This is a genomic window from Streptococcus sp. HMSC068F04 (assembly GCF_001837455.1).
Lineage (GTDB): Bacteria > Bacillota > Bacilli > Lactobacillales > Streptococcaceae > Streptococcus > Streptococcus salivarius_D.
This window is the reverse complement of record NZ_KV832519.1, coordinates 8,870-33,865: the sequence shown is the minus strand read 5'-3', so window position 1 is coordinate 33,865 and position 24,996 is coordinate 8,870. Positions and strand designations below refer to the sequence as shown.

General features: G+C 34.3%; 18 protein-coding genes. 2 read left to right on the top strand and 16 right to left on the bottom strand.

Translation table 11 applies throughout. The features are described 5' to 3' along the window. Nucleotides 1-254: 254 nt before the first annotated feature. Nucleotides 255-800 carry a TetR/AcrR family transcriptional regulator gene (locus HMPREF2571_RS08285; RefSeq protein WP_070847747.1) on the bottom strand — a complete coding sequence of 182 codons (546 nt, stop codon included), beginning with the start codon at nucleotides 798-800 and terminating at the stop codon, nucleotides 255-257. 124 nt (nucleotides 801-924) lie between these two features. On the opposite strand from HMPREF2571_RS08285, the gene HMPREF2571_RS08280 reads away from it, so the two are divergent. After that, nucleotides 925-1,425 (top strand): HXXEE domain-containing protein, encoded by a 501-nt coding sequence (locus HMPREF2571_RS08280; RefSeq protein ID WP_256315250.1) that lies wholly within the window; start codon nucleotides 925-927, stop codon nucleotides 1,423-1,425. On the opposite strand, the gene HMPREF2571_RS08275 is transcribed toward HMPREF2571_RS08280, so the two are convergent. From HMPREF2571_RS08275 to HMPREF2571_RS08250, 6 genes are read right to left on the bottom strand one after another with little or no spacing between them, the layout of a single operon-like run. Continuing rightward, complete coding sequence (locus tag HMPREF2571_RS08275) at nucleotides 1,422-2,048, bottom strand: 4'-phosphopantetheinyl transferase family protein (RefSeq protein ID WP_070847743.1); 627 nt, start codon at nucleotides 2,046-2,048, stop codon at nucleotides 1,422-1,424. The two genes, HMPREF2571_RS08280 and HMPREF2571_RS08275, sit on opposite strands and share 4 nt — an antisense overlap. Further along, a complete protein-coding gene (locus tag HMPREF2571_RS08270) occupies nucleotides 2,032-4,779 on the bottom strand; it encodes a polyketide synthase (RefSeq protein ID WP_070847740.1) in 2,748 nt (915 codons plus the stop codon). Before HMPREF2571_RS08270 ends, HMPREF2571_RS08275 begins: the two co-directional genes overlap by 17 nt. Before the next feature lie 2 nt (nucleotides 4,780-4,781). After that, nucleotides 4,782-7,850, bottom strand: a complete 3,069-nt coding sequence (locus tag HMPREF2571_RS08265) for a non-ribosomal peptide synthetase (RefSeq protein WP_070847738.1) — start codon at nucleotides 7,848-7,850, stop codon at nucleotides 4,782-4,784. A gap of 3 nt (nucleotides 7,851-7,853) precedes the next feature. Next, entirely contained in the window at nucleotides 7,854-8,300 is a 447-nt protein-coding gene (locus HMPREF2571_RS08260) for a Zn-ribbon domain-containing OB-fold protein (RefSeq protein ID WP_070847735.1), read from the bottom strand. 4 nt (nucleotides 8,301-8,304) lie between these two features. Beyond that, on the bottom strand, nucleotides 8,305-9,531 hold the full coding sequence (locus HMPREF2571_RS08255) for a thiolase family protein (RefSeq protein WP_070847733.1): 1,227 nt from the start codon (nucleotides 9,529-9,531) through the stop codon (nucleotides 8,305-8,307). 15 nt (nucleotides 9,532-9,546) lie between these two features. Beyond that, a complete protein-coding gene (locus HMPREF2571_RS08250; protein ID WP_070847730.1) occupies nucleotides 9,547-10,623 on the bottom strand; it encodes a 3-oxoacyl-[acyl-carrier-protein] synthase III C-terminal domain-containing protein in 1,077 nt (358 codons plus the stop codon). 241 nt (nucleotides 10,624-10,864) lie between these two features. On the opposite strand from HMPREF2571_RS08250, the gene HMPREF2571_RS08245 reads away from it, so the two are divergent. Then, nucleotides 10,865-11,431 carry a TetR/AcrR family transcriptional regulator gene (locus HMPREF2571_RS08245; RefSeq protein ID WP_070847727.1) on the top strand — a complete coding sequence of 189 codons (567 nt, stop codon included), beginning with the start codon at nucleotides 10,865-10,867 and terminating at the stop codon, nucleotides 11,429-11,431. A 208-nt stretch (nucleotides 11,432-11,639) separates the two neighbouring features. Here the strand turns inward: HMPREF2571_RS08245 and HMPREF2571_RS08240 are convergent, their stop codons facing one another. From HMPREF2571_RS08240 to HMPREF2571_RS08200, 9 genes are all read right to left on the bottom strand, one after another. Beyond that, a complete protein-coding gene (locus HMPREF2571_RS08240) occupies nucleotides 11,640-17,156 on the bottom strand; it encodes an SNF2-related protein (protein WP_070847724.1) in 5,517 nt (1,838 codons plus the stop codon). Nucleotides 17,157-17,213: 57 nt separating this feature from the next. Beyond that, entirely contained in the window at nucleotides 17,214-17,909 is a 696-nt protein-coding gene (locus HMPREF2571_RS08235; RefSeq protein ID WP_070847721.1) for a hypothetical protein, read from the bottom strand. Between the two features lie 10 nt (nucleotides 17,910-17,919). Next, a complete protein-coding gene (locus HMPREF2571_RS08230) occupies nucleotides 17,920-18,267 on the bottom strand; it encodes a hypothetical protein (RefSeq protein WP_230578914.1) in 348 nt (115 codons plus the stop codon). 111 nt (nucleotides 18,268-18,378) lie between these two features. Next, nucleotides 18,379-19,926: a PcfJ domain-containing protein gene (locus HMPREF2571_RS08225; RefSeq protein WP_070847715.1), complete on the bottom strand. Its 1,548-nt coding sequence runs from the start codon at nucleotides 19,924-19,926 to the stop codon at nucleotides 18,379-18,381. 57 nt (nucleotides 19,927-19,983) lie between these two features. Next, on the bottom strand, nucleotides 19,984-20,484 hold the full coding sequence (locus HMPREF2571_RS08220) for a Cas9 inhibitor AcrIIA9 family protein (RefSeq protein WP_070847712.1): 501 nt from the start codon (nucleotides 20,482-20,484) through the stop codon (nucleotides 19,984-19,986). A gap of 12 nt (nucleotides 20,485-20,496) precedes the next feature. Further along, nucleotides 20,497-21,279, bottom strand: coding sequence for an ATPase, T2SS/T4P/T4SS family (locus HMPREF2571_RS08215; protein ID WP_070847709.1), 783 nt, complete (start codon nucleotides 21,277-21,279; stop codon nucleotides 20,497-20,499). 13 nt (nucleotides 21,280-21,292) lie between these two features. Continuing rightward, nucleotides 21,293-22,756, bottom strand: a complete 1,464-nt coding sequence (locus HMPREF2571_RS08210; RefSeq protein ID WP_070847706.1) for a hypothetical protein — start codon at nucleotides 22,754-22,756, stop codon at nucleotides 21,293-21,295. A 137-nt stretch (nucleotides 22,757-22,893) separates the two neighbouring features. Further along, nucleotides 22,894-23,466, bottom strand: a complete 573-nt coding sequence (locus tag HMPREF2571_RS08205) for a nucleotidyltransferase family protein (protein ID WP_070847703.1) — start codon at nucleotides 23,464-23,466, stop codon at nucleotides 22,894-22,896. 31 nt (nucleotides 23,467-23,497) lie between these two features. Beyond that, nucleotides 23,498-24,838 carry a DUF3854 domain-containing protein gene (locus HMPREF2571_RS08200; RefSeq protein ID WP_070847700.1) on the bottom strand — a complete coding sequence of 447 codons (1,341 nt, stop codon included), beginning with the start codon at nucleotides 24,836-24,838 and terminating at the stop codon, nucleotides 23,498-23,500. Nucleotides 24,839-24,996: the final 158 nt, after the last annotated feature.

Genomic DNA, 24,996 nt, shown 5'->3' with positions numbered 1-24,996 from the left:
TGTTAAAAATAAGACAGTAACCTTAGAATAACTACTGTCTTATCTCGTTTTTTACTTAAGGTCTTGATAGATTTGACAAAGGTATAAAATGTCCCAAATTTCGCAATCTTTGAACAAGTTCAGCTTGAAATCTTTAAAAATATTGGAACTTATTAAAACTACAAACATCGATATGCAGAATAGTTTAAAAAGAATAGTTACTAATCTTATCACCTTCATTTCCATTTTTTCATGACAAATCCATATGAGAGCTTCTAAATAAAACTTTTATTCCACGAGAGGGTTTCAATAATTTTCAAAGCTAATTGAGAGGGTTCAATTCTTTTATTTGTATCTAACAGGTAAAGTGAAACATTCCATAATCCGCCTATTAAAATCAAATTTAAAAACAACTCAATTTCATCGGAATTATTATGCCAAGGGAACTTAGATTGAGGAAGTATTTTTAAAAATTTTTTTCTTTCAATCTCAAGCATTAAGCTTAGAAGATTATGCTTTTTTAAGAGACTTAAATAATGCATGTTTTCTTCCCAAAATTCAAAATAAATTACTAGAATATCTGTGAAATTAACAACAGACTTTTTTGAAACTACAAGCAAGTAGTTATCTAGGATATCATCAATAAAAAATTCTATAACCGAATACTTATTTCTAAAGTATCTATAAAATGTGCTTCTTGATAAATTTGCTTCTGCAACTATTTCAGAAATTGTAACCTCTTTAAAATTATTTACTTCTAATTTAGAAATAAAGATATCTGAAATAATTTTTTTAGAATTATATATCCTTTTTTTTTCCAAAATTAGTCTCCTTATCTATAGTGAAACATAAATGCTAATTTGTAACATAATCACCAATACGATTGACATTAAAAATCCCCAAGTATATAATTTGTGAATAAATAATTGAAGGAGGATAAAACTACTGTTGTTTAATTATTGTCTATTACCGATACTTTTCATTCTTCACGACTTCGAGGAAATGATTTTCATTCCATTATGGAAAAATACTAAAAAATATCAAAAATATTGCCAAAAATATAACTTTTTCGGTAATGTAACTAATGGATCTGCTTTTTCTGTAGGAGTTTTGGAAGAATTCTTAATTTTACTTATGATCTCACTCATATGTGAAAAATATGGAAACAGCGAGTTATATTTTGGATTTTGTGTAGCTTATACTTACCATTTTGTGATACATATAAAGATGTGTCTCCAGATAAAAGGCTATGTACCAGGAATTTACACTTCAATTTTGCAAATTCCTCTAATGCTGGCAATAATACACCACTTTTGGAAAAGTGAGTTAAGTCTATTATTATATACCTTAATCGCAATGTTCTTGGTTTATTCGAACCTCCATTTTATGCATAAGGTTATGCCGATAATACAGAACTTTTTCTCAAAAAAATTCGATACTGATTAAACTTTGGGCTTTGTGATAGTAATTACATAATCATTAACAAAAATTGTTTTTGACAATACTTTAACTTCATGATTTAAATCTATAATTATATTAGTATCATTCTGTAAACATTTTACCGAAATATCACTAATTTTTTTTTGAAGACCACAACCCAGAAGTTTCAAATAACTCTCTTTAGCTGTCCAAATATGATAAGGATTGAACTGTTGCTCCTCTATATTCCAATTATTAGATATTATTTTTGGAAAAGGCTTATTAATATACTCAGTATCAATACCAATATTGTGATTAGCTATAGCAACCACAACCATTTTATTAGAATGACTAATACTTACGAATTTGAGAATACCAATCAAATAAGGTAATCCACTACTATCCCTCGTTAAACTAATTTTATGAGAAGGATACTTCTCACTTAAATATTTGAAAATCATATATCTTGCTGATATGGACTGAGAAAATTTTAGTGAATTTTTAATTTCAAGAATCTCCTTAAATTCTTGTAAAGAAATAAATTTATTAAGTAACATTACTAAGGCTCTCTCATAGACTACCGCAATGTCTTGATCTCTTAACTCTTCATATAGAACTACTCCATCAACAAAACTATTTTTTAAAATCATTATCTTCCAAATCTTCCAAGATCTCTTCAAATTTTTTTGCAAGTATAGACAACTTCTCTGGGTTACTCATACAAGTGAAGTGATTTCCTGGAATTCTTACAACATTCACTTCTCCAAAACTATAATTTGCCCACTCTTCTGACTTCGTTTTATTCATTTTTAAACTACTATACATAATGTCTGGCATATCCGAGTCAGCAGAAAAAATTGTTATATCAGTATGAACACTTTTCTCAGACTGACTTAATAACGCTAGATGATTATTTTCCCAGACTGTAAAAATATTTACAAGGTAATGATTATCAATATTCTTATGTATATCACCTTGTTCTTTCATCTTAATAATAATCTTTTCAATATCATCAATACCTTCTAAGTATTTAAATTCCTTAGCTAAATCTAAGCTAGAATCATTTGATTTAGTCAGCATAAGATGGATTGCCATAGGGAATATCTTTAAATACGAATCCCTAGAAGGTCTATCGTCAGAATAAGCATTTGGTGTCAGACTATCAATCATCAGAATTTTGTCGACTCTTTTATTATCCTCTTCTAATTTTCTTGCAATCTCAATCGCAACGTTACCACCAAAAGAGTAACCTCCTAATAGGAAATGATCATCCTTTTGAATTTTCTTTATCTGTTTAACATAAATATCTGCAAGTTCACTAATTGTTAGTTGGCTATCAATGTTTTTAGGAAAAGAAATTGCATAAATATTCATATTACTATTTGTAATATTATGAACTAAATCCTTAAAACAAAAGATGCTTCCACCAGCAGGATGAATTAGAAATAGATTTTTTGCTCCAGAACCTTTTTTATATAAACAATGTATGTTAGATGTATCTACTTCAGTATTTTCTTTTAGACGTTCATAAACAACTTTAGCTAATTTTTTCGGAGTTGGATAGGAAATTAACATATCAGATCCTAAATCTATATTAAATGTCTTATTAATAGATTCAATTACTCCGATTCCTAATAGAGAATCTCCATTTAACTCAAAGAAATCACTATCCTCACTAACAATTTCATCTAATTCTTGTTCCCAGACCCTACAAAGTTCTTCAATAATTTTTTCTTCATTTAAGCTATTCCATCGTCTTTTCGGGTCAATGGAGACTATTGCCTTTTTTTTAGGAATCATGGAGAAGTTTTTTTCGTAAAAAGAATACGTTGGTAATTTTACGAATTTACCGACATACTCATGATCTGGATCCATTTCGGTGGTATCCTTACTAATTAACTTATTTCTTAATTCTTTGGTACTATTGGCTACGAAATTATATCTATTTTTATAGTGTTTACGTCCCATATTCAAAGTCCGAGCGATATCCGACAATTCAATATCGGGATTCTTTTCTAAATAGTCAGCCAGTTTATACCTATAATCATCTAAGCTCTTTTCATTTTTAGCAGATATTTGTACAGTATATGTTTTCTCTTTATTACTTTGATAATCTGAAGAAAAAATATCACTTTCTAAAATAACATGAACATTAGTACCTCCAATACCAAACGATGAAACAGCTACGTAATTTTTTGATTCCGTCGGAAGGTTTGTGTTTTCCTGTGAGTTTACATATAAATTATATTTTTTTAAATTAGCTTGAGGATTTTCAGAATTAAAACCTATACTTTTAGGTATAACACTATTTTTTAGAATCAAGGCACCTTTGATTAACCCAACAATACCAGAAGCAGTATCTAAATGACCAATATTGGCTTTTACTGACCCAATTTGATGAGGTGTTTTAAAATTATAGGATTGAAATAGTGCTCTTGCTTCAATTGGATCTCCAATTTTTGTCCCTGTACCGTGAGTTTCAATATAAGAAATATCTTCAGGGTTAATTTTTGAATTTTTTATGGCCATTAAAATAGCCTCTTTTTCACCTCTAATAGAAGGAGCTGTATAACCTACTTTACTATTACCATCATTACTAATTCCAACTCCTGAAATTACTGCATATATATTATTCTGATCTTTTAACGCTTCATCGTAAGGTTTGATAACTATGACTCCACATCCGTCACCCTTAATCATTCCATCTGCACTCTCATCAAATGGACGTAATTGTCCACTTTTCGAAAAAGTACTTCCCTCATTATAACTATATCCACTAGCTAGAGGAAAAGTTATGCTGACTCCTCCTACCAAAGCAATATCACACGTACCACAATTAATATTTTGACATGCTTCATTTAAAGCTACAAGTGCTGAAGAACAGCCACTCTGAATTGAAAGTGATGGACCATTTAAATTTAGCTTATATGATACACGGGTTGCATTGAAATCTGTCTCATTTCCTATAAAAGTTGAATAGTCGAATCTGTTATCTATTCCTCTACTTGCAAAAATATTTGATATTAAGTAAGAACTTTGAGCAGAAGAACCAAATACGCCTATTCTCTTATTACTGTTAATTTCGGAAGAATCTTCTAGTGCTTCATAACAACATTTTAGAAAAATACGTTGCTGAGGATCAGTAATTTTTGCTTCCGAGCCAGACATTTTGAATAATTCATTATCAAATCCGTAGACATTTTTAAGTGTGGATGTAATAGGTACAAAGTTATTATCCCGAGAATATGGACTATTTTCAATCTCTTCCGTCGTTAATGGCCTAAAAGATGATTTCCCTTTTAATAAGTTTTCAAATAGCTCATCTGGTGTATCAGCTTCTGGAAAACGTCCGGCCATACCTATAATAGCAAATTTACTCATAATTACTTCCTTAATTTTTCTTCAATAAATTGTGAAACTTCTAATGGCGTCACATAGTCAAATAAGTCAATCATACTCAATTCTTCTTCACTTAAATTAAATTCTTTCAGAATTCGATAGTATACTTCTGTGATTAATACCGATGTACCTCCAGCTTCAAAGAAATTATCATCCTGATCAATGTCTGTTTTTAATACTTCACTCCATATTAACTGAATTCTTGAAAGGCATGTTGAATCATTCCTTGATACTTTACTTTTTTTGCAAGTACTATTAGAAAGTTCGATGACATCTGGCAACCTTGATTCATCAATTTTCCCACTTGCATTTAAAGGAAACTCTGTAACTTCAATCCAAAATGCAGGTAACATGTAGTCAGGAAGTTTGTTTTTTATCTCATTCCTAATTTGTTCAGAAGTAATTTTAAATGTTTCCGTCAATTTATAGTAGGCAATAAGTCTTCTATCGCCTATATTAAAATCTTTGGCAATCACATACGATTCTTCACAAAATGAGCATCCATTAATGGCACTTTCAATTTCGCCAAGCTCTACCCTATGTCCACTAATCTGGACTTGCTTATCTATACGATTTATATACTGTAATTCTCCATTGGATAAGACTTTTACTAGATCCCCAGTTTTAAATGAATTATTATTTTTTATAAATACTTTGTTAGTTTTCTCTGGATTTTTATAGTATCCATTTGCAATAGCTGGACCAGAAATAATAAGTTCCCCTTCAAATCCTGGTAATACTAAACTACCATCTCTATTGACAACCCGTAACAAAGTATTACCAATAGGATATCCAATATTATTTCTTTGTTTTGTTTCAACATCATTTTTATTAATTTGATGAGCTGTAGATATTATTGTTGTTTCTGTTAATCCGTATAAATTAAATACCTTAGGCTTGTTATAGCCATACTTACTGAACCATGGTGATAAATCTTTAAATTTAATATCTTCACCACCGATAAAAATGTATTCTAGTGTATTTATAAAGTTATCCTTGACAGAATCTACTCTTTGTAATGATAAAAATGCAGAGGGGGTTTGAGTTAAGATATTAATTCTATTTTCAATTAGGAACTCTCTGAATAAATCTGGAAACTTTCTAATCGATTGAGGAACTACATTCAAAGTTCCTCCAGATGAAAGTGGTGCTAGTATTTCAAAAATCGAATAGTCAAAGCCGTATGAATGGAATAGAATCCATTGCTTTTTAAAAGTATTAGTTATTTTTTTATTAACATCACACATCAAAGTTAATAAAGATTCATGACTAACCTCAACACCTTTAGGAGTTCCTGTTGAACCAGAAGTAAAGATCATATAAGCAATATCATTGACTATATATTTATCCTTTTTCGATATACATTCACTTTCAATTTTAACATCATGAAATAGTCCTTTTATAGTAATTACTTCGCAACCTTCATAAGAGTAGCTATTTTCATCAGTAATAATTGCAAAATTATCTAGCTGCTCTAATATAACTTTTTTTCTCTCTTCTGGTATGATTTTATCTAATGGAACATATACTTTACCAGATTTAAATATTGCCAGCATTAAAATAATTAGATAGCTGCTAGGTTCAACAGAAACAACTATTCTTTCTTCTGTTTTAGCTAAAAGTTGACTTGCGACAATATTAGATAAATTATCAACCTCTTTATAGCTCAGTGAAGTTTCATTATATCTAACAGCAACAGAGTCCGGATGTTTTGAGCACTCCTGAGAAAATAGCTCGAGCACCGACTTATATGGTGTATCATTATTAATACTCAATTTTCTGTTTTCTAATTTTATTAATTCTTGGACCAACGTATTTCCCATACTAGAGGCTTCATCAATATCTATTGACAAATTAGACATTTTTGAAAGGATATCTTTATAATATTCACCAATTAATTCAGGATCATATTGACCACTAACCTGAATATGCATGGTTATGGCATCACCACTATCCTCAAATTCCATGGCTAAAGGAAACATTGGGCTAGACTGTTCAATAATTATATTTTGACAGTTTACATCTTTAAAATTAAAGTTAATCGCTTTTTTATAGAATGTCACAGAATTATTCATAAAGCCATAATTACTGCCAGTATCTTGTGTTAATTCCTTTATATGTTTTTGTAAGTCAAAAGATTGGAATCTAATTAAATTGTGTAAATTTTTAGCAACATCATTTAATAAGCTTTTTACACTTGTCGAATCAGTTAAATTGATTATTAAAGGAAGATTATTTACAAAACACCCATGTGCATGCCTTTTACTTTTACCTCTGTTTGCCAGAGGCACCCCAACAGTTATAATATTTTTAGATGTTAATTTTGAAAGAAGAATGATATAAGCAGTTGATAATACTTCAAATTCTGTGTTCCCTGATAATGAAGCAATACTATTAACTAAGTTTTTATCTAAGATTATATCCCCATTTTTTCTAGGCAATGTTTTATCTAATTGAATAACTGGTTGCTCTAAAGATTTAACTAATTTTAATCGAGAAGTAAAATAATCTATTGCCCGTTTTTCACGTTTTTTATTAATTTCAGTAATTGAACTAGACACTTCTATATTCATTTTTTCAATAGGGCCATTATTATATCCATTATTGATCTCAGTAATTAACTCGTAAGCGCTAGTTACATCACAAATTAAATGGCTTACATTTACAAAAAGAAAATACTCATCTGCAGTTTTTTTAGTATTGACGAAAATTATTGCTTCTTGTAAAGGCCAAATATTAACATTAAAAGGACGGTTAGCAAGTTCCTTAACTTTGTTAATTACAGAATTCTCAAACTCACGATTATCAGAATATGATAGTTCATAAATTCTAGGTCTAAATACTGTACTTTTATCTGTTACAATTTTTCCTCCACTCACATAAGAATGGTAAATATCATGATTATTAAAAGCATTCATCAAGGCGGAATATAATTTTTCAATATTTACTTTACCTGTAAGCTTCCAAAAATATGGTAAATTATAGGACGCATCATCAGGATATAATTGTTGATTTAAAATTATCGATCTTTGTAAACTCGATAGGTCTGTCATTTTTTATTCTCCATTCAACTTAAATTTATAACCGTATTTCCAACTGGTATTACCAGATCTAGACTGTTTCCTAATAACCATATAAACCTGTTTTCCTAAAAGATTAATTACATCTGTGTTTGCTGGAATTTCAATAATTTCCCCAAGTATTTGAACTCCTTCAGATAATTCTATTATGGCCATACATCTTGGAACAATCTCTCTATATCCAATGACTGCAACTTGTGATATAGAATTAAACTCAAAATTTATAATCTTCCCTTGTCCAGAAAATTGATATAATGATAAATCACGTGAAAAACAACAAGGACATACGAATCTTTTTGGAAAGAATGTTTCACCACAATTTTTACATTTACTTCCCTCTAACCTTGTCAGTCCTCCCTGTTCTCTCCAATCTTTTAGAGTTGATTCAATTATTGGATTTGCAATCTGTTCATTAGCCTGCATCTATTTAATTCTCCTTATTTTCAAGTATTACTGCTGCTGTTGTAGCGTAAGCTCCACCAATTACTGTTGATAAACCGTATTTTCTGTTAGAAATTTGTTCACCGGAAGAACGATTTTGAAGTTGTTTAACTATTTCTATAATCTGATATAGACTGGCTCCGCCAGCGGCATGACCTCTTGCTATGTTGCCTCCATCAGTATTAATTGCAATTTTACTATTGATACTGCCTCCTCCATTAATGATAAAATCAGGAGCTTTTCCTTTAGAACAAATTCCGGCTGCTTCTAATGAAATAAATGTATTCAAGCCTTGATCATATAACTCAATAATATTTAACTGTTCTGCAGTTATATTGGCTTCATTGTAGGCCTTTTTAATGGCTAGCTCTAATGGATACCCATCAAACATACCAATTTGTGTAGGAACCATATCTGTTTTTGAATGTAGTAATTTTTTATTATATCTATGAGGAATATAATGAGAAGTATTTGTATATCCACGTCCAGCGACAATAATAGTATCTCTTTTTTTATTGTTCTTTTCGTCTACCTCTATTTCATCACTAAGCGAAGATAAAATTACAGCACTGGCTCCCTCACCTGCACTCATTGCATTCCCGAAGAACGGTAATTTCTCTAAATATTCCTCGGGTAGAGGCAAACTCCCATAATTTGAAGCTATGGTATTTTTTAGACCATAACGGTCCATTAAGGTCGCAAATTTAATTAGTGATTCTTTTAAAATTGCTGGTTCTATTTTGTATTTCCTAATATATTCTTGTTGCAATAAAAAAGCATCAATATGAGAAAAACCGAGATTATAATCATATAAACTATCAGTTGACATTAGCATATAGTTTTCAAAAGGCAATATATCCGTTAATTTATCAAAGCCAGCAACCAATACATTGTGATATCTCCCACTTTCTATCATTTCACACCCTTGTAAAAATGCCATATGAGCACTCGCACAATTTCCACAATTTATATAAGCCTCTAGAGGAGCTAGGCCTAGTGCATCTACTAAAGTTGGTACAATTCCACCATGCCCTATCTCCCCTTCTCCTGCATATGAAAAACTTGCTCCATCAATCATGGAAGGAGAAATATTAGCATCCTCTATTGCTTCATAAGATGCTTCAACTAGTAATTCTTTAAATGACTTTCCAATATGTTGAGATCCAGGAGATGATGTACACCCTACTCCACTAACCTGAATTTTTATACCCATAACATTCCTACCTTCCTACATAAATGTTCCAAATGCTATTTCCGGTTGACTATACTTGAATTCATTTTTAATAGCCTCGGAGTAACTAATATCTTTATAATTTTGTAATTGTTTTTGAATTTTACCATCTGAGATTGTTTTATTTACTTTAAATAGTATTGATGTAGAGCCAGAACCGTGACCATATCCGCACATTAGAATAATATCCCCTTTTTGGGCGTTTTCTAGTATAGATAACATTTTTATAATTGGACCTGCAGAACCTAATTGACCTAAATCTTCAAAAATATTACTTCTATCAAATTTCTTGATGCCTAATGATTGAGTTAATTTAAGTAGAATTTGATTTGAACACTCTTGAAAAACAAAGTTGTTTACTTCGCTGATATCCACAGAAGCATCTTTTAAAGCATTATTAACAGACTCAATACTTCTTTTAATTTGTCCTTCCTCAGCTATTGCACTATTGAGATTAGCCATTATTCGTAAATATCTAGAGTCTTCCATTCTTCCTTGTTCTGGAAAGTTACTATTGGAATTACCTACACCAATAATTTCCGCTAATACATCATCTCCGCTTCCAATAACGACACTAGCGGCTCCTGAGCCAATGTACGCCTCCCTTAGCTCACTAGGAAATATATTTTTACTTAATGTGTCTGAACAAGAAACTAAACTATTTTTACTAATTCCAGATTTTATTAGTGAATAGCCCAGTACAATTGAACTAACTCCTGAATTTTCAGATGATCTTACATCACAACTAAAATAATTGGTCTTACTCATAAGAAATGACATCAATTGATTAGCATTGCTTCTAAAGATATCTGGAGTACTACAGCTTCCAAGTAGAATCGAATCTATATTTTGAGTATCTTCTTTGAGGCTTGAGAGCGCTTTCTTGCAAGATTCAGCCGCTAATGTAAGGGTATCCTCATCCGAGCCTACCACAGTTCTCCTCTTAACCCCAATATTTTGAGTAATATATTCCAAATTATTATTTTTCCACACTTCAACTGTATCTTTTACAGGTAATCTAAGATATGGAACAGATATGCCGTATGATTTTATTCCAATTTTTGAATTATTCAATGCATTTCTCCTTTAATAAAAATTTATAAGCATAAATTGGTTAATCCCAATTTATGCTTATATTAGTGCACAAAAAATATTTAAACAAGCTTTAAAATTTTACACACTGTAAATCATAATGTTCTCCAAATCTTTCTTTTCTATAAAGTTTATAGATTTTTTTGACAAAATGTTAACATTTTGTAATTTTATTCAAATTACACTTTATTATAATCATAATTATATAAGAGGAGGATTAAGAATGGTTCAAGGTACACATGAAAATATTATTAATGCTATATTTCGTATTGCTTCTAAAAATCCGGAGAAAGATAGAATTAGTCTTACAGAGGTAGCAAACGAAATTAATATAACAAGACAAGCCATCTATGCTAAACATTTTTCTTGTACTAATGATATTTTTGAAGAGATACATAATATAATAGATGAACATATTTTTAATAATTTTTGTGAAGCATTGCAGAATAACAATGGTGAATCTATATATTCTATTATTGCTGAAACATTGATTCCCTCAATTTATAAACATAGACACTGGCTAAAAATCCTATATACAACTTCAATTGATCCTAATTGGAGAACCTTTCTTAGAAGTAGATACGTTAAAATTACCATGACTATTTCTGATAAGACTGAAAATAATGGCCCACTAAATACCGAAAAATTTATAAATATAATGTGTGAATATATTATGGCTATTTTTGCTAATTGGATTAGTGATGATTTTCCAACGCCACCTTCTGTTTTCAAAAAGGAATTCCTCTTGATAATGAATACATCCCCAATTAAATTGATAAATATTAAATAATTATTTTTGATATACTAACAAAAAATCTTCCCTCAATACTTGAGATGAACTGCACCCCAAAAGTTAGACAGAAAAAAACTAACTTGGGGGTGTTTTTATTAAGATATTGACTTATGTGAATAAACCTCTCATCTATGAATTTAAAAAGAAAATTATGCTAAGAGAAAAGGATAACATCTCCTCAAAAAGATATTATCCTTTTTTATGATTAAACAAAGTCAAATAGTGAAATTTCTTCGTAGACTTCTACTTCTTCTACCTCATTAATAGAGGTTTCAGAAACTACTTCTGTAGAAACATTATCATTATGTTCTTCAGTCATTCCAAAGAGTTCAGAAATGCTTTCTAGGAAGTCATCAGCCATATCAAGAACTTCTTGTGAAACGACGACATGAGTCTTTTCCTCAACAGTTTCTTGAGCAACTACTACTTCTTCCTCAAAGCCAGTTTCTGTTTCCTCTACTGACTCATCATCAACTTCAACAAGTTCGCTTTCTTCATCAGGATCATAGCTAGCACTATATTCCTCGGTGATCGAGCTAACTTTTACATCAGAGTCCTCATCCATTTCTGGATGGTCTGCCTTGTACTGCAATTCAAAAGCATTAATAGCCTCTTCAATTTGTTCTACAGTAGGCTTTTTAGACTCATCCTCAACTTCGATAAGAGGATTAACAATGGCCCGTTTAGCTGATACATAGTCAAGACGAGCTTGGTCTGCAAAAACATCTGCAGCTTCTCCTCGCTTAATAGTATCTGCACAACGGTCAATGTTTTCCTGCAAGAGTTTGGCTTGTTTATCCATACCATCAATAACATTGTTGATACGCTGGATAGTCCCAATACCACTCGCAAAGTCTAGGCGAACGGCATAGCTATTTTGACCAATAATATGCAAATCAAGCATGCGTTCTGGTTGCCAAGGTGATTTTTGTTCCAACGCACGAAGGACAAAACCACGATAATGAGCAAGGGTTGTCATTTTCATATGGAGTGGATCAGAGGCAACATTCATCTGCATAGCATAGTTCAGTTGATTTCCTGCAACATCTTTCTTAGTTGCTTCGTATCCATCTGGTTCAAATGTCATAACAAATGGGTTATGTTCAACCTCATATTTCTTGCCATCTTCTTTTTCAACCACTTCTTTCCAAGGTCTTGTCTTTTCTGCAAGCTCTTTATCCTGGACTAATAGAGAAAGTTTCTTCTCGTAATTTTCCTTATCTTTAAGGGCTTGCTTAATGCGTTTTTGAGACAAAGCAATATCACGTTCCCAAGCCTTACGACGATTAGACAACAACTCAAATTCGTTATCAAGTTCCATCTTAAGTTTAAGATATGGATTGCCTGTCGCAATGGCTTTAAATTCAGAGGCTGAGAGTGTTTGCTCGTCAATATCCTCTGAAGCACGCATCGGTGTACGACTGGTCATGATTTGCGTAATATAACGGAGCTTTGTTTCTTGAATCTGCCAAAGGTAGTTATCAAAACTTCCTTTAGTGATATAGTGGAAAATATTTACCTTACGATAGATATTTCCTTGACGAACCAAGCGTCCATTACGTTGGATAATATCAGACGGTTTCCAAGGCACATCGAGATGATGAACAGCTTTCATACGGCGTTGGACGTTAAGACCGGTTCCCCCTTTTTCCGTTGAAGCCATGAGAATACGAATCTCACCAGCATTCATTTGACGTTGAAGTTGGAGCTTAGCCTTTTTGTTAGCAGCATCGTGAATAAAAGCAATCTCTTCTTCTGGAATCCCACGTTCAACAAGCAAATCTTTCAACTCTTGATAAACAGAGAAACCTTTGCCATTAGGAGTTCCAAGGTCAGAAAAAATCATCTGTGTCCCTTTATGCTTAGATTCCATGTGGTAAATCTTATCCACTCGCTCAACCACTTGCATGAGTTTATCTGCATCAGCTCTTACATAAAGCTCTGCATCAAGCAAACGCATATCTAAAGCCAACTTTCTGGCTTCACTAGTGATTTTGAGCATGTTATCTTCACTAGGATCCACACTCCCATTTTTAACTCGGTCTGAGCGTTCTACAAGCTCATCCAAATAAACTTTCTGGTTCTCAGTCAACTGACTTTCAACCGCTACCTTTTCTACCATAGGAACTGGAAGATTAAGGTCTTCAGTCATTTGGATATCTGCAGTCTGACGGTAAATCGCCATCAGCTCAGGGAGATTCATAAATTTAGCAAAGCGTTTACGTGAAATATACTTGTCTCCAGTAGGATTAAGTTCAAGACTATTCTCAACAATCCCAAACGCACCAACCCAAGCATCAAAGAAACTTACACCGAAGTGTTCCATGACATCTGGTTGAAGATAATTCATCATCGTATACATTTCGCTAATAGAGTTGGAAACTGGTGTTCCAGTCGCAAAGACAACGTGACGTGTATCATGCTCTTCTTGAAGCACGCGCACCTTCATTTCCATATCCATATTCTTTTTTGAGGTACGGTTGGTAATACCAGCAACGTTCCCCAAACGTGTCATAGGACGGACATTCTTGTACCCGTGGGCTTCATCAACAAAGAGCATGTCAATACCAAGGCTTTCAAAGTTGATAAACTCATCAATACCAGTCTTATTTTCAAGCAACGTTTCTAAGTTTGCCTCAAGACTTCTACGCATAGATTGTGCTTGCTTGAAAGTGATTTTGTCGTCATTAGCTTTTGCGTAACTAATGATCTCATCAAGCTCATCAATCTTTTCAGAAATAAAGGCTTGTTCACGTTCTTGTGAGACACGAACTTTCTCAAATTGAGAATGCCCAATCACAATACCATCATAGTCACTCGTTAGAATACGAGAGACGAACAAGCGACGTCTTGACTTTTCAAAATCCTGTTCAGTCGTAACAAACACTTTCTTGGTAGGGTAGAAACGCATAATTTCTTGACCAAATTGTGCTGTTAAACTAGATGGAACCACAAACAATGGTTTATGAATAAGCCCAAGCTCTTTCATCTTGAAAGCTGCTGAAATCATGGTTAGTGTCTTACCAGTACCAACTTCGTGAGCGAGGAGTGCACGTCTCTCTTCAAGAATACGTTGTACGGCATTCTTTTGGTGAGGGCGAAGCTCTACACCTTTAGCCAACCCATCAAATTCCAAGAGACTTCCGTCATATTGACGTGTCACATAGCGATTAAAGACTTCATTGTAGGTATCCTCAATCACTTCTTGGACTCGTGGGTTTTCAAGAATAAAGTTCTTAAAGCTTTCTTGTAGAACACGTTCACACTCACGTAGGTTTGCTGTAGCCACTTCATCAACTTTACGTATCGGGTTTTCAGTCGTACCGAAATTACGCATGATTGTTGGTTGATTACTTGTAAGCAAGTGAGCCACAATATCTGTTGCGTGTGAGTAGCTTTTATTGTACTCATCACGTAGACCTAAACGAAGGTTAGATTGACGACTCATATAGCGGTTTAACAAGCGTTCGTTGAAACCTCGTCCGATTCTGGATGTCACTAATAGTGCTTTAGCTTCTTCAGAATGGAGACCAACCTTTTCATCCAACAATTCACTAAACACCCATTGAGAAACGACGTTACTAGGAATCCAGCTAGAACCAATGCTGAAATCAATATCAGATAAGACAACTGGTTCTGGTACAACAGATAAAATCAATTCCAAATAACGTTCCCAATCCGCTTGTGTATCTCCGTCTTCAATGAGAGAGTTAATGCAATCACGTTTGGCTAGAACATCACCTGAAAGGAATTTATCCTTAGTAACATAGTGTACAGTCTTATCATCAATATAGCCTTCCACATCAATCATCACTGTCTCACCTAGTTCTGAAATCATCATATCTTCTGAGACATCTGGATAGACAGAACTCATGAGGTTCAAATCAACGCCACAACCTTCTGAAAGCGACACATTCAAGGCTTCTACTGCTGACATCACTTGATGAAGGTGTTTTTTAGGACGAATAGTTGGCTTTTTAAAAGCATCTGACTTCACAAAAACTACCTTTGAGCTGTCATTCTCGTCCAACTCCTCTAATTCAAGACTAGCGATAAGCGGATAACGATCATCTCGGTCAAAGAGGCGAGCATTCACCGCTTGATTGAGATAACCATACTTCTTCTTGAAAGTATCGTAGGCTTGATTAAGTGTTGCAAGCAGTTGTTTGAATTTCCCTTCATCATAGTCTGTCGTCATTTGAATATCAATAATGGCTTGATACGCATTTTTGATAGCAACCATGCCACGGATACGCTTGTTCTCTGTATCCGTAAGGGGTGTTTCATAGAAATAAATACCTTTGTAAAGCCCTTTACTTTTAGCTGCTTTAGAAGGTGTTTGACTTACCCATGTATTCGTAACAATATTAGGGTCTGCTTCTACTGCTGCTTCAAAGTCTAAAATGGCTTCTTCTTTGTATTTATCATCATATTTTACGAACTGTCCTTGTTCGTCTTGATAAAAAATCATTTCAGCTGCACGTGAGCTAGGACGAATAGACGTGTTATCACGATAATAGACACGCCCATTTTTATCACAAGCATACTCGTTCAATCGAATGTCAAGTGAAGTAAGTAAGTCTTGGTCAAGATGATTCACTTCTTCTTTAAGGATAATATCACGAGGTTCTAGTCTCTCTACTTCGAAAGGCACTGTTACTTTTGATAGTGCTTCTTGAAGCTCTGAAGCTAAGTCAAAAGAGCTATCTACCACAAGATCCAGTGTTCCACCATTGAAATGACGTACCTGATAATCACCTAGGACACAAGGATTTTTACAAATAGCATCCTGGAAGAAATAGGGATTGAGTGAGACACGTTTATCAAAGGGGAGTTTCTTTCTATCTGAGGACCAAAAGTCGATATTATTATCGGGAACAGGGATAAATGCTCCTTTTTGGAAAAAGAGGATATCTGTTACCACTCGTGTTCCAGCATCTTTAAAAGCAGTATTTGGTAAGCGGACACCACCTAAAAACTGAGTTCCACTACGACGAAGTTCTGGCAGAATTGAACCAGCACTCTTATCTGCAGTACCAGTTGAAGTGATAGCAGCAACCATCCCATGATAGGGTACCAAATCGATAGCTTTCTTAAAGAAGTAATCATGAATACGATAAGGTTTATTCTCATAAGCCTTATCGACAATACGAACATCCGCAAATGGAACATTCGTAATGACCAAGTCAAATGGTGTCCCTTCAAAGTTTACTGTTTCAAATCCTTGGACTAAAACAGTAGCATCTTGATGAAGGTGTTTAGCAATAGCACCAGTAATGGTATCAAGTTCAATTCCATAAAGAGTAGAATTCTTCTTGATATCCTCTGGCATTGTTTCAAAGAAGATACCAGTACCCATTGATGGATCAAGAATATTACCTCCTTTAAAACCACTTTCTACAATCTTATCCCACATTGCAGTAGCAATCTCTGGACTTGTGTAGTAAGCCGTCAAGGAGCTCATTTCCATCGCACGGTATTCTTCTTTAGTGACAAGACTTTTTATCTCATCACGTTCTTTTGCAAAACGATTAATCTTACTATCGAAGAAATCGTTAGCAAGTCCTCCCCAACCAACATAGTTAGAGAGAATTTCTTGTTCGGCACTGTCAGCTAGACGGTTATCTGCTTCGAGTGCTTTCACAAGTTTAATGGCAGAAAGGTTAGCTTGAACCTTTTCTGCTTTAATCATTGTTTTAGTATTATTTTTTTGTTCTTCCATTGTTGTTCTTTCTCCTTAAAACTAAAAAAGACCTGGTATAATACCAAGTCTTTCTTTTTAGTTGTAGTATTTGTTTATACGACTCAAAAATATGTGAGCCTCTCGTGTTTTCCTGTTTTTGAGGAACTCAATAAAACTCTCTTGAATGTCAAAAGAGAATGTTCCAGCCAATTCACATTGCTTATCAAAGCTTTTGCTGACTGTCATAGCTTTACTCTTACGAATAGCTACATGCGTGGGCATTGTTCTGGGAAAGGTAACTCCTAGAGAGTAACCAAAATCAAACAAGGTTAATAGATATGGCGGTTCATCTTTAGAAAAGATAATCCCAAAGTTATTCCAGTGTCTATCAACATTTAAGGTTAAGCGATCAATCTCAAAGAGTCTGGCAAATATCGAATCAAGCTCAGCTTCTGAAAAACCAATCTCAGCCAACTCTTTTTTCAAAAAGTTATACTGCTCTTGAGGTTGCTTCTTAGCTATTTGTTCGATATCTGATTCCGTATACCCCCTTTGTTGCAGCAAACGAAACATCGTAACGAAGCTTCCACCTTCTGGTATGAAATTTTGTGAACGACAAAGATCACTACCTACTTTTTCGTAAGGTACATAATCTTCAATCCCACAACTTTTCAAAAACTCAGATACTAGAAACTCAGCTTCAGCCTCCCCACCAAAAAAGTCTCTCTTATAGAAATAGTCATCTTTCAACCATTTCTCTTGAGTTCCTTTGCTAGAAGTAAATACAGTCATAGTATCCCTCCTATTTTCTACTTAAATTAGGATGATGATCTTCTAAAACAAATGGCTCATCATTGAGTTCTGGTATTGATACCCAATAAAAATCATCGGTATCAAAACCGTGTGTCATAGCAATTTCGTGCCAGACATCGGGAGCTGTATAGGTATAACCTAAAAGTTCCTTTCGGTTTTTTCGTCCAAAATCAATTTGACGCCCTTTTAGAAAATCTACCATACGTTCATAGGTGAATTCTGTGTTCAACAAAAAATCATCTTTCCTTTCAAACGTATCTAAGGTTTTTCTGATTGTATCAACCAGGTATTTTCCAATCATCTTTTTATTGTTATAAAGAATAATAGTCAACTTCATGACGCTTCTCCCTGAATTATACATGAAATCACGTATAGTGTTATCTCTAGTATAACATGAAAACGCAGTTGACTCATAATGAGTTCTAAGTTTCATTTTTTCTCCTTTTATCTAAAACTGGATTTTAAGCTTTCCACAATGGGCTAAAAATTGTTCTGCTTCTTTCTTAGCCTCTTCATCTGCAGCTTTGTTCCTTTCTCCTCTCAGTTGAATAATCCTATCATTTTTCAATTCTAGGGTATAAAGAGGAGTTTCTCTGTCAGTTTTATCACGTACAAAGACAATAATAGAGGAACCGTAGACAAAGTGTTCCTTTGTATACCTTCCAACACAGTGATGTAGGTGTTTCCCCTCTCTGACAATTTCACTTTCATTTTTAGGAAAGATAAATGCATACTTGTCAAATGTTGTCTGAGCCTTCATCATGTTTGCCAAGCGTTCAGCTGTTACAATTCTCAACTTCGCCTCTTTCTTTTCTTCCTCACGTCGTCTTTTCTCCGCTCTCAAATTACTTACGGCATTAGTGACACGTAAATGAGTCCCACATTCTAGTTGATTCTCGAGAAGAACCGAATAATTTTCGACAATCTCTGTATGTTTGTTTTCCCAATTTTTAGGTATAACTACATAATCTCCATCAAATGGAATTCCCAGAGCTTCTACCATTTCTCGATAGTCCTCATAATCACGGAGACAGACCTCATTTTTCATCATCCAGTTAATGAAACGAATTGGTTTCACCGTGGATGGTAAGATACTATTTAAACGCTTAATTAGTGGCGTCCTGTTAGGAACCATAGCATTTATAAGTAACTCGTATAAACCCTCGAACGTTCGACCATATTGTCTACGCATATCTTCCTCGAAAAATGCCTTTTCGATATTCATATCCGTATTTTTTAGATACTGTTTATTCCTTTTTAGGAAATTCATGGTAACCTTACCCATATTTGCATGCTTATGTCCAAGACTATATGAGTAATAAGACCTATAAAACGTCGTACCTACCAATTCTTTGACGACTCCACGCGCCTTTATTTTTTGGGCGAATTCAATACGTTCTCGATATTTATAAAGATGAGGTAGCACTAAGCTTATCTCAAAATTATCTTTAATCACGTGTCCAAAATCTAAGTATCTCAACTCAGATTTTGATTGTAACTTTTCAATAAGATTTTCCATACCACCATAAAGCATATAGACACTAAATGCACCAGAACCGAAAAAGAGAGCATTTCTCTGATTTTGAAATCCAGTACTATAGATTTCTTTACCTTTTTGGACTGAAAGATATGGATCCCAGTGTGCTTTTACCATCTTATTGTTGGCAAGCTGATAAAAGTTATAAAGGCTGACGTCAAACTTTTCTTTTCCTTCTTCAAATGATTGAGTCACTGCATACATTTGCATTTCAATGCGTTTCTTTGTGACTCCCATCCAGACAAAGTAAAAAGTATCTCCTACAAAGGTTAAACGGCTGTTAAGTGATAAGCGTTTTGTGACCTTTTCCGAGAATTTTTTTCGGTCGGAAGAGATAATTGTCTTAGACTTATTTGACCATTCATAGATAGGAAAATTATTCTTCGCCCATTTGAAAAATCCGTTAGGAACTTTTAAACGATTATCTACGATTTCTTGAATATTCTCTTCTTTTGTCATTGTTTTTTCTCCTTAATCAAAAAAATGGCACTAGGACCATTTTTTCTTTCCTTGTTGTTAAAATTCGCCTTCTTCAACAGATAAATCTGAAAAAAGATCTAACTGTTTCCCATCCTTTTTAGGTTTTTTCTTAGTTGGAACTTTCTTTTTAGTTTCTGTTTTAGTTAGGCTCTTATTCTGTTTCTTTTTTGGCTTCTTAGTTGGTTGCTTGGTTGATTTCTTACTTCCAGTAGTCATTTTCCCTACAACTGATTTGGTCTCAACCTTTTCAGCGGTAAAATACTCTTTAACCCAAGAAAAGACTGTGGCATCATCAACCATAGCACCTTGACCATTTCTATAGTCAGATTTACTGGCTTTTCTGATGCAGAAAGCCATAGCATCCTTAATCGTACGATCAAGGTGTGTTAGGATTCCAGCAATCAGCTCATCATCCTCTTGATGATCAACTATCCAATTATGAATAGCATCCTCAGTCGGTGTGTGAGCCTCCGCCATTTCATCATCAAAATGGCTTACTGCCATGAAGCGGTCAAAATCATTAATTTCCATCGTCATTGTTTTTCTCCTCTATTTAATAAAAGCTACGTTTCGTTTCCCATCTTGTCCTTGTTTCATTTCTAAAACATCATGTGGGATTGTAAAGCCATCTTTATGAACTGTTGTAACGACACTTAATCCAGCAAAAACAGCCTTAATTACTGCTTCTACTTCTTCTTGTGTATTTGCTTCACCAATAAACAAGACGTCAGGGTTGGAACGTAATACAAAAGTCACGAGCTTTTCCAGTTCCATACCGTTAGCCTTATTGACTTGTAGTTGGTCAAAAGACATTTCCTTAATCTCGACATGTCTTTCGATTGTTATTACTTTACCTTCTTTAAAAGCTTCAGCAAGTAACGAGTAAGCTAAAGTCGTTTTGCCGAAACCTTTAGGACCAGTAATGACATGCAAGCCTGGAATGCGTACTTGTTCAAGCAGTTCTTCCATACAACTACTATCAAACTCACTCAAAGAAATTCGTCGCTCATTCACATGAATAAGTCGGATAGACATCGTTTCTAGTCCTTGAAAATTAACTATCGTCGATATCCTAATGGTGATAACTCTACCATCGTTCAACTGATAGTCACAAGTTCTTACCTGACTACAACGTTTTTCTGTTACGTCCATCTCAGCCATAAATTTAATATGACTGAATAGAGCATCCGCATCTTCTGATGAAACGAAGTCATGGACCTGTTTCACATCAGAATTTCTAAATGCTACCTCGTAATCTTCACCATGTGGGAAGAAGGTAATATCTTGGATATTATTATCGATAGCTTCTTTTAAAATATCGTTTATAATCATTGTTTTTCTCCTCTCAGAACTCAAACAAGCTTAACTGTTTTCCTTCAGTTGTTGGTTTATCTTCAAGTGGCTTTCGACAAGCTACTAGTGTTTTTGGCTCCTTCTCAACCTTATAAATAGGTTGCATTGCACGATAGTTCTCAAAGAACGTGTCAAAAAATGCAAACAAAAGGTGTCGACATTGCCTCAAAGCCCTATACTCTAATCGAGTATAGTAAGTAGCTTCATCAGATAGCAGTTCTGAATCTTTGGTATAAGTTTCAAAAACCCACCATTCAAAGCCACGTGCAAACACTTCAGTCGGTGTCAAATAATAATCCAACTTATTCTTAATATGAACAGCTTGAGCTAAGTCCGTTCTGGTTTCCTCTGCTATTTGAATAAGTTTCAGCAAGCTAGCCTTGTAGATATTACGAATATCCTTAAAGCTATGTGATGTAGAGCTAATGATACCTGATTGATCATACGTATAGTCTAAATAATGTCCATACTCATGTATGAATGATGAGGAATCTCTTACATCAACTGCCATGATATTTAACCCTGGCACATAAAGTCCGCTTGCTTTATGTTTTCCTAGCTTTCGGAATTTGAGTTCGGGTTCTACAGTAGAATGAGGTAAGTGATTACACAACTTCTCCCATTCGTTCTCTAGAACCCTGAATTTCTCCTTGTCAAAATCACTACCTCGATAACGCTCGGTATCCACTTCAACTTTCGAAAACCCTAAATTAAGAAATGACGTATTACTGTTCATTTCATAATCTTGAAAGATTTTATCCTCACGCACACTGGCTATCGTCTTAGTTGACTGATTAACATATTGTGCATTTAGGTTGGCTGCAAGAGCATCTTCATACTCTCTTTTAAGAACGTTAGCAATCTTTTGGATATTTCCATAATAACTACATTCCTTGTAGATACCTTCACTATGGATAGACATCAATTCAAGAAAGCTAAAAGATACTAGTCCATACCTCGTTTGAGAACTACTCTCTCTCCAAAAACTTAGGTTTTTCTGCAAAGGTACTCTAATCTTTGAATCGTCGACAATGAGAAGATACAAAGTGCGTTTGGTATCTTCTGCACTTTTAGTAGCAGGTAATCTACTCCCATGGAGTGTGAGAAGAATCTGTTCACCGAAAAGGTGTTCGTGATTTTCTTCATCCCTCAAGCTCATGCCCTCGAACAGTCTTTTTAGTTTATTCGAAAAATGTGCTTGATCATAACCAATGGTTTCAATATCAGCCATGATGTCTTTGACTTTATAGGCTGTATAGACATTATCTTGTCCGAATACCTCTACTGCTACTGCTCCGACTTCTTGAGATAAAAGTTCCTGACATTGCTTTCTGCGAATATTCGCATAATAAGTACAAAACTTTCTCACGATATCTGCAGCTTTATCAGTCTCTTTTATCTTCGGAAAAGTGACTTTTTTAGTTGTTTGTTGTGCTACTGCTAGTAAATTTGCCATTGTTTTTCTCCTTAATAGCAAAAAGGAAGGTAAAGCTTAAAGCTACTACCTTCCTCTTTCTCTTATATGCACTATGTACGATACACTATGAACTATACATAGTATGATATGCAATTTATTGCGTAAAAAAAGGAAACCTAATTATTGTTATCAAGTTTCCTTGCATAATCTCGTTTGTGACTCTCTATATTTCGAGAAATATCATTCTTATCCCAGATTTGTAATTCCCAAGGATAATAAAAATGACTCTTGTTTTTAAAGTAGAGATGGATGCCAGTATAGTCTTCAGTATCTTTTAAATACCAATTTTTAAGACCGTATTCTTCCTTCCAATCATCTAAACGATCCATCACTTCAGTAATGACAGATGTTGGCAAAATGACACGTGCTCCAAAAATATCATTTAAAACCGAATTTACTGGATACTCTTCTGCTCTTTTAGTAAAACGCTCAATCTTATCTACAATAGATTCAGATGTCTTCACTCGATAGAAGTAACTAATATCGCTGACATCTGCCACCATCAAATAATCGTTGATAGATTCATGCAGATTCAAACGATATTTTAAAATCTCATCAACTGGCACCTTTGCAAAAGTGTGATTAAGATTGACTTTAGCAAGTTTACCACTTTCAAAATACTCTTCTGAATACTTTATATGAATGGTGTTGATTTCAAAGATCAGTCGCTCTACTTTCTTGATATTCAACCCTTATACGTCTCCAAATAATTTTTCTTCATTATACCATATCCTGTTTATTATACGTTTTGAACTTAATCTTTACTTCTGGAGAAGCTTTCAAAAGGAAATCATCGATTCCCTTTTCGTGAGGCCAGATTAGAGCACGAACCGTACAAGACTGCTTAGTAACTAGATCTTGAACCATGTCATACATACGTTCAAATACCGAGTCATTATCCTCAAAGTCTTGGTCAAAAGCCAGATAAATTGGTTTAACCTTTTTGAGTTCAGTCTTTCCAATAAAGTCTGATATAGGTCGCCATGCTGCTACTCCTGCCATAGAGATAACACAGATATTCCCCAATTGAGAAAGACGAGTGTTTTTCGCAACTGATGCGGTGATATCTCCTTTAAGCAAACCTTCCGTAACTAGAAGGTTATCAACCTTATGAGTAAGGTTGACTTTAGCCTTGCCTTCATCCGAAAAGCGTGCTTGTTCTAAAATATCATCAGAATAAGCAAAATGGGGAAAAGACTTAGCACTGGTTCCTTCTGGCTTATATGCTGACGAAACAAAGACATACTTTTGCCCTTTTTTAAATGTCAACTCAAGTCCAGAACGAAGTTTAACACTAGTTTTCTTAGTTGTCCCACTTGCTAGTTCGCGTGATGAACCTTTAGCAAACACATACCAATCGAAACTTCCATTTTCATTTTGGAAGACTTTAGCAGTACGTGCATTTCGTCCCTCTTGAAAGGCTTCGTTTACTTTGGCTTGATAACTGACGTTATCAAGACGTACTTGAAAACCTACAATTTGTCCCCAAGAATTGCGACATGGAATTAGGATTCCATCTTTTGATTCAAAAATAGGACATTTTGCGTTTTCGTTCCAATAAAAGCCCGGAACTCCACGCCAAGCATCTTTAGGAAGTCCATTTGCAACAAAGAGCTTTTCCCAAATAGTTGCTGGATGAGATACTGTTGTATCAACCTGCTTCTGACGTGTTTGCTTTGTTGATGAAGCATAACCACGCAGTGCAATGGTCTCAACAGAAAGACCTCGTTCCTCACTTGTTAAGTGCTCGACATGTTCCTTAGTCAATCCCAACACATCAATCACAAGAGAATTTACCTTGTGAAGTGTTGAGATACTTGCCAAAGGTTGACTTTTCCAACTAGGTTCAAAAGTCACCTTTTTCGTTTTTTTAGGGTCCAAATCATAAATAGTCCCAGCACTACCAAATTGTGGTTTGTCTAGGTCAATCTTTCTAGCACAGACAGCCTTAGTCTGATCTGCAAAAACTAGACACCAATCTGGTTTCCCACAAATAGGGCAAGGGTAATCACGTCCTACCCGAATCATTTCGGTTTGTCCAATCGTAATAATTTTTGTCATTTTTTTCTCCTTATAAAATATAACATTGTTGTTGTAAAGTGACCTTGGAAAGACTCAAACACCTGTTCGTAGCCTTTCTTCCGCGTGCCGACAGTTTAGAGTTGGGAACACCTGTTCCTCTGCCCTATTCATCGAGATGTCGCCTTTCTTTTTTGTCC

Excerpts from the sequence above, each read along its gene's own strand:
- HMPREF2571_RS08275 (WP_070847743.1), bottom strand. The coding sequence starts at position 2,048 with ATGATTTTAAAAAATAGTTTTGTTGATGGAGTAGTTCTATATGAAGAG.
- HMPREF2571_RS08270 (WP_070847740.1), bottom strand. The coding sequence starts at position 4,779 with ATGAGTAAATTTGCTATTATAGGTATGGCCGGACGTTTTCCAGAAGCT.
- HMPREF2571_RS08265 (WP_070847738.1), bottom strand. The coding sequence starts at position 7,850 with ATGACAGACCTATCGAGTTTACAAAGATCGATAATTTTAAATCAACAA.
- HMPREF2571_RS08260 (WP_070847735.1), bottom strand. The coding sequence starts at position 8,300 with ATGCAGGCTAATGAACAGATTGCAAATCCAATAATTGAATCAACTCTA.
- HMPREF2571_RS08255 (WP_070847733.1), bottom strand. The coding sequence starts at position 9,531 with ATGGGTATAAAAATTCAGGTTAGTGGAGTAGGGTGTACATCATCTCCT.
- HMPREF2571_RS08245 (WP_070847727.1), top strand. The coding sequence starts at position 10,865 with ATGGTTCAAGGTACACATGAAAATATTATTAATGCTATATTTCGTATT.
- HMPREF2571_RS08240 (WP_070847724.1), bottom strand. The coding sequence starts at position 17,156 with ATGGAAGAACAAAAAAATAATACTAAAACAATGATTAAAGCAGAAAAG.
- HMPREF2571_RS08235 (WP_070847721.1), bottom strand. The coding sequence starts at position 17,909 with ATGACTGTATTTACTTCTAGCAAAGGAACTCAAGAGAAATGGTTGAAA.
- HMPREF2571_RS08230 (WP_230578914.1), bottom strand. The coding sequence starts at position 18,267 with ATGAAGTTGACTATTATTCTTTATAACAATAAAAAGATGATTGGAAAA.
- HMPREF2571_RS08225 (WP_070847715.1), bottom strand. The coding sequence starts at position 19,926 with ATGACAAAAGAAGAGAATATTCAAGAAATCGTAGATAATCGTTTAAAA.
- HMPREF2571_RS08220 (WP_070847712.1), bottom strand. The coding sequence starts at position 20,484 with ATGACGATGGAAATTAATGATTTTGACCGCTTCATGGCAGTAAGCCAT.
- HMPREF2571_RS08215 (WP_070847709.1), bottom strand. The coding sequence starts at position 21,279 with ATGATTATAAACGATATTTTAAAAGAAGCTATCGATAATAATATCCAA.
- HMPREF2571_RS08210 (WP_070847706.1), bottom strand. The coding sequence starts at position 22,756 with ATGGCAAATTTACTAGCAGTAGCACAACAAACAACTAAAAAAGTCACT.
- HMPREF2571_RS08200 (WP_070847700.1), bottom strand. The coding sequence starts at position 24,838 with ATGACAAAAATTATTACGATTGGACAAACCGAAATGATTCGGGTAGGA.